This is a genomic window from Aquabacterium sp., from assembly GCF_029946005.1.
In the GTDB taxonomy this organism is placed as follows: Bacteria; Pseudomonadota; Gammaproteobacteria; order Burkholderiales; family Burkholderiaceae_C; genus Aquabacterium.
The window spans coordinates 1-4,384 of the sequence record NZ_JAQSDR010000010.1 but is presented as its reverse complement, the minus strand read 5'-3'; the positions used below and the strand labels follow the sequence as shown (position 1 = coordinate 4,384).

Sequence of the window (4,384 nt, the reverse complement as noted above, 5' to 3'; positions counted from 1 at the left end):
GGCGAAGTTGAAGCATTGCAGTACTCCAGTGGTTTTTAGTGAAAAGCCTAACGCCCCAGGTAAGCGGCACCAACGTGCGCAGCACGTTGGTGTCGGCTTGACCGCCGAGTTAGGCGGGTGACAGACGCTAAAGCGTATGAGAACACGCGGAGATGCCGATGAATATTGATGTTTGGCTCATGCATGGCTGACTCCCTGTGCCGTGGCATGCCGACGAAAAATGTTTGCAGAGATTCTGCCACGCGTGCGCTGACTTGCGATGAGCGAATTCTCTTGACGGCAGCCGAAGGACTGGCCGCGCTCATCGAGCAGCCATTCATGCTCATGTGCGATGCTGGCGAAGCACTGCATTTCGCTGGCCGCCGAAGGACGGACAGCCCGCCCGCCCTTGCGATCTTTTCTTGTCCATCCATGTGGCACCTTGGTGCGCTGACTGCCAGCATGGACAGGCAGCCAACTCGGTGAGGCCATTGTGCAGGCGTGCGATGAACACTGGCTTGTGGACCATGCGAGACCAGAAGGATGGCGGTACGCATTGGTCAAAAAGAGAGGCCTAACGCTCACGTTAACGGGCGCCCGCTTGGCCGTGCCGAAGGTATGCAGAGTATCGGCGTCCCTGTTGAACGCCAAGTTAGGCTGGTGGCTAATGCGCAGTTTGGCAAGTAGTAACTCCGAAGTTAAAAGCGTTTGAAAAACGACATACGATTGATTTGCACCCACAAAAAATAAGCGACCAATAAGGCATAACTTGCTGCACTTGTGAGCAGTGAAAGATAGAGAGTGGCCGAGCACTCTTCACACCCTTTTATGTCCCCGCCAGGGGAGGCACTGAAAGCAAGTAAGAGTACTGCTCCGCATGAAAGCAAGATGCTGCATTGAATGCGTCTCTTCCCAAAGAGCGCAGCCATGGGAAGAATAGGCAAAGCAAAGAGTAGAACGCCAAATGGCACTTGCTGCTTTAGATGAAGTAGCTCTTCTAAAGTAGCACCACTAGGTATGGATGCATTGAAGTTCAGCAGCTCAATTGAAGCCAACTCTTTCTGATAGAGCACGATGCTCGTCGCTGCCGCAATTCCAAGCAGACCCAAACACATGAGCAGTGTGAACTTAACTTCACGAACACGTTCCATTGGTTCCATTGGAGCCTAACACCCGCGTTAACAGGCGACTACCGGCGAAGCTGGTAGACGTCCTGTTGAACAACAAGTTAGGCTGGTGACAGGTGAACTGAAGGAAGACCTACGCATTGCGGTTCCCAGTAGTGCGGCCGTAGATGAGGCGAGCTACCAGGAGAGTGACACCGCCCAGTAGGCAGGGCAACCATACCCAAAAAAACTCTGACAGGAGCACTTCCACGCCCTTTGGCCCGAATACGCGGCGAAGACTCAGCGGCGAGGCTTCAATGACTTGCCATGGAAGAAAGAAGCGTTCATTTGAAGCGGGCCACCATAGGGCTACGCCGTGCCCTCCGTTTGTGAGCATGTCGAGGACACCGTGAGACGCCGCTGAAATAGCAACGAACACGAAGGCTAGGCTGCGGGTTGCACGTAGATGTGGCGCTGCGAGGGTGGCGATAAGACCCATGAGCACAGCAAGAGCGAGGGAGTGCGATGCGCCGCGATGGCCGAAGGAGTCAGCGTAAGGGATGCCGAAACGAAAGGCCAAAACGTCTAGGTCTGGCAGAACGGAAACAAGGAGACCGACTGTGAGCAGGCGAGGAGAAACGGCCTGCTTACCTAAACCCAGGCGGAATGCAAGGGGCGCAGCTATGTGGGAGAAAACGGTTGGCATGGTGGAAAGCCTAACGCCACAGGTAAGCCGCACCGGAGCGCGAAGCGCGCAGGGAACCCGCAAGTGAAACTTGTGGGTGTCGGCTTGACCGACACGTTAGGCTGGGGCGAGAAGGAACCGCGCCTGAGAACAAGCCGGCCGTGCACTCATGACTGATGTTTGGCAATTGCATGCCAAAACTCCCCTTTGTGTGACTGGATGGAATTGTGTGGCGGCTTGGCCCCAGGCGAAGGTGGCGAACAGCATCATCGGCCACGCCGAAGCACATTTCATGCGTGGGTACACAAGAAGAAAATGCCGTAATGGTGAATGCCGTCGTGATGAAATCCTTGGCCAACGAATGATGCGGGCCAAGGACTATTACGGCATTAAGCCCAATAGCTAGTTTACTTAGCTTTCCGCTTGCGTTGAGCCGAGTAGGCGCCCACCAACAATGTGCCGATCAATGCCATGGGCAAAGTTGAAGGCTCAGGCACCGCTGCTGCAAAGGATTCGGTCCGCAAGTACACGCTGGCGTCGTTGCCGAAATCAATGCGAAGGAAATCATCTTGACCGAAAGTGGCTTGCGACACCTTCGTCAGCAAGGTGCTCAGATCCGGTCCCGCAGGCGGAGCTTGCCACAAGCCAAATGAAACAAAGTTGATGCCGCCCGTTTGAGAAGCGTCCAGGACAGTGTTCAAGCCAAATAGAGAGTTTTCCCACGAGAAAACATAGCCGCCGCCATTGTCAACCCGGCCATTGAGTGTGATGGACTTCACAGCGTTGTTGTAAGTGCTGGATAACTCGAACAACTCATCGCTCATGTCGATCACATAGTCAATCGACACGGTTTGACCCTTACCGAGCCAGGTGGGGGCAGTGAACCCTTCGGTTTGACGGTCGACGACGCCCGAGTAATGCCAAGTCTGCAATTCAGCCAAGGCATTGAACGACATGGCGCACATAACCGTCACGGCGAGTGCTTTAAAGCGGATAGCTTGCATGGATATTCCCTGAAGTTGTGATGAACAGCCACGGGAAAGCGATCCGGCTCAGTGCCATGCGCCTCCCCGTCACACGTTACGCCAGCAATCTGCTGACGCTGGCCGGATTCTAACCCCCGCTCATGACAGCTAGCGCTGCCGACGACTGGCGAAAACCAACGACGTGGCGCCCATTAGCCCAATGGAAAAAGTGCCGGGTTCGGGCACATCCTGGGCAGAAAACGAATGGTGACGCATCCCTTGAGTGACAACTATTCTGACGCGCGGGGCCTGGAAAGATGTCCACAGCCCGAGTGCCGAAGAAAGCAGCGCTGACAGGCGATCAAGTGGTGGATACATCAATGCCAAGGCATTGCCACATTGCTGATGTAAGGCAGCCAAAAGCCTAACGCCCGCGTTAACAGGCGGCTGCCAGCGAAGCTGGTAGACGTCCTGTTGAACAACCAGTTAGGCCGCCGGGCGAAGGCACCGAGTTGTAGTCGCTATAGGAAAGCATAATCGAATTCAAGTGGCGAACTTATTGAGTGCAGGTAGTGACGCTAGAGCGAAGCCGAAAGCTAGAAGAACTAAAAGTGGCGGGAATCGCTCTGTGGGTGTGTTGATGTAGACCTTGAGAAGTGGGTCTTCACGGTGCAAGATCACCGGAACAACTTGGCCTACTTTGTAGCGAGTAAATATGTTTTGTTCGCCAGTTCGAACGGCGATGACTTTGCCGTCTGGAAGAGAGACTTCAACGATGGGGCAAACTGACTTCGTCCGAACTGCCTTGAACGTGCGAATTTCGATGACACGACCAAATGTGTGCAGGCCAGTTTTTGACACCACACGCATGCGGGTTGCGTCGAGGATCAGCGCGCAAAAGAATAGAAATGCTGGGGCCAAGGTAACGAGCAACCAAATGACATACGTGAGTTCCATGCGATGGTGAGAGGCCTAACGCCAAAGTTAACGGGCGCCCGCTTGGCCGGGCCGAAGCGATGCAGAGTATCAGCGTCCCTGTTGAACGCCAAGTTAGGCTGGTGCGCGTAGGCATCGTGCTGCATTTGGCAAGTGCCTTGATGCTCCTGCTAGTTGCCCCAGAGATCGGAGTTACTTGCTGTTTCATAGCTGACAGATGCGAAGAATGGCCATTCTGATGCGCTGGTGGAGTTGGCCTGAGCCCAAGCCTCTCGATGAGGATACAAAATTGCCTCACACCATTGTTCTATAGATTTTGGCATTCTTGTTGGATCGGACTTGACCGCTTCGTAGTACACCTTTCCTTTTGCCACAACGTAGCAGCGAACATAAAGAAAACCGTCATCCGATCCACCCGAGTCGCCAGCATTGTCTGCGTAGACTTCGCCATCGATTGCATACAGTTGCAAGGCAAGTTGTTCTTCAAATCCGAATAGATCTTCTTCGGCTTTGGAAAGCAAAACCTTTTGGAGCGGTTTGATGGCGGCATCTTCATCTCCTGCATCGAGTGCCGAGACATCAATTAGGTCAATCAGCTTCCAGAACTCGTTCTCGTTCATGTTTGTTCCCATTGCTTGCTGTGGCATGGCTGCATGTTTGCGAAAAGCCTAACGCCACAGGTAAGCCGCACCGGAGCGCGAAGCGCGCAGGGA

6 protein-coding genes are annotated in these 4,384 nt (G+C 54.1%); all 6 read right to left on the bottom strand.

Annotation, left to right across the window (positions count from 1 at the left end; genetic code table 11):
- Positions 1–677: 677 nt before the first annotated feature.
- The 6 genes from PSV38_RS08020 to PSV38_RS08005 all read right to left on the bottom strand — a co-directional run bounded on the left by PSV38_RS08020 (position 678) and on the right by PSV38_RS08005 (position 4,291).
- Positions 678–1,130 carry a hypothetical protein gene (locus tag PSV38_RS08020; RefSeq protein ID WP_300546414.1) on the bottom strand — a complete coding sequence of 151 codons (453 nt, stop codon included), beginning with the start codon at positions 1,128–1,130 and terminating at the stop codon, positions 678–680.
- A gap of 109 nt (positions 1,131–1,239) precedes the next feature.
- Entirely contained in the window at positions 1,240–1,791 is a 552-nt protein-coding gene (locus PSV38_RS20430) for a metal-dependent hydrolase (RefSeq protein WP_366526648.1), read from the bottom strand.
- A 386-nt stretch (positions 1,792–2,177) separates the two neighbouring features.
- Positions 2,178–2,774 carry a PEP-CTERM sorting domain-containing protein gene (locus PSV38_RS08015; protein ID WP_300546413.1) on the bottom strand — a complete coding sequence of 199 codons (597 nt, stop codon included), beginning with the start codon at positions 2,772–2,774 and terminating at the stop codon, positions 2,178–2,180.
- A gap of 129 nt (positions 2,775–2,903) precedes the next feature.
- Positions 2,904–3,011: a PEP-CTERM sorting domain-containing protein gene (locus PSV38_RS20425; protein ID WP_366526649.1), complete on the bottom strand. Its 108-nt coding sequence runs from the start codon at positions 3,009–3,011 to the stop codon at positions 2,904–2,906.
- A 267-nt stretch (positions 3,012–3,278) separates the two neighbouring features.
- The gene (locus tag PSV38_RS08010; RefSeq protein ID WP_300546412.1) at positions 3,279–3,692 is read right to left on the bottom strand and encodes a hypothetical protein; all 414 of its coding nucleotides are present in this window, start codon (positions 3,690–3,692) and stop codon (positions 3,279–3,281) included.
- Positions 3,693–3,841: 149 nt separating this feature from the next.
- Positions 3,842–4,291, bottom strand: a complete 450-nt coding sequence (locus PSV38_RS08005) for a DUF4240 domain-containing protein (RefSeq protein WP_300546411.1) — start codon at positions 4,289–4,291, stop codon at positions 3,842–3,844.
- Positions 4,292–4,384: the final 93 nt, after the last annotated feature.

Coding starts and splice junctions, on each gene's coding strand:
- PSV38_RS08020 (WP_300546414.1), bottom strand. CDS start 1,130: ATGGAACGTGTTCGTGAAGTTAAGTTCACACTGCTCATGTGTTTGGGT.
- PSV38_RS20430 (WP_366526648.1), bottom strand. CDS start 1,791: ATGCCAACCGTTTTCTCCCACATAGCTGCGCCCCTTGCATTCCGCCTG.
- PSV38_RS08015 (WP_300546413.1), bottom strand. CDS start 2,774: ATGCAAGCTATCCGCTTTAAAGCACTCGCCGTGACGGTTATGTGCGCC.
- PSV38_RS20425 (WP_366526649.1), bottom strand. CDS start 3,011: ATGCGTCACCATTCGTTTTCTGCCCAGGATGTGCCCGAACCCGGCACT.
- PSV38_RS08010 (WP_300546412.1), bottom strand. CDS start 3,692: ATGGAACTCACGTATGTCATTTGGTTGCTCGTTACCTTGGCCCCAGCA.
- PSV38_RS08005 (WP_300546411.1), bottom strand. CDS start 4,291: ATGAACGAGAACGAGTTCTGGAAGCTGATTGACCTAATTGATGTCTCG.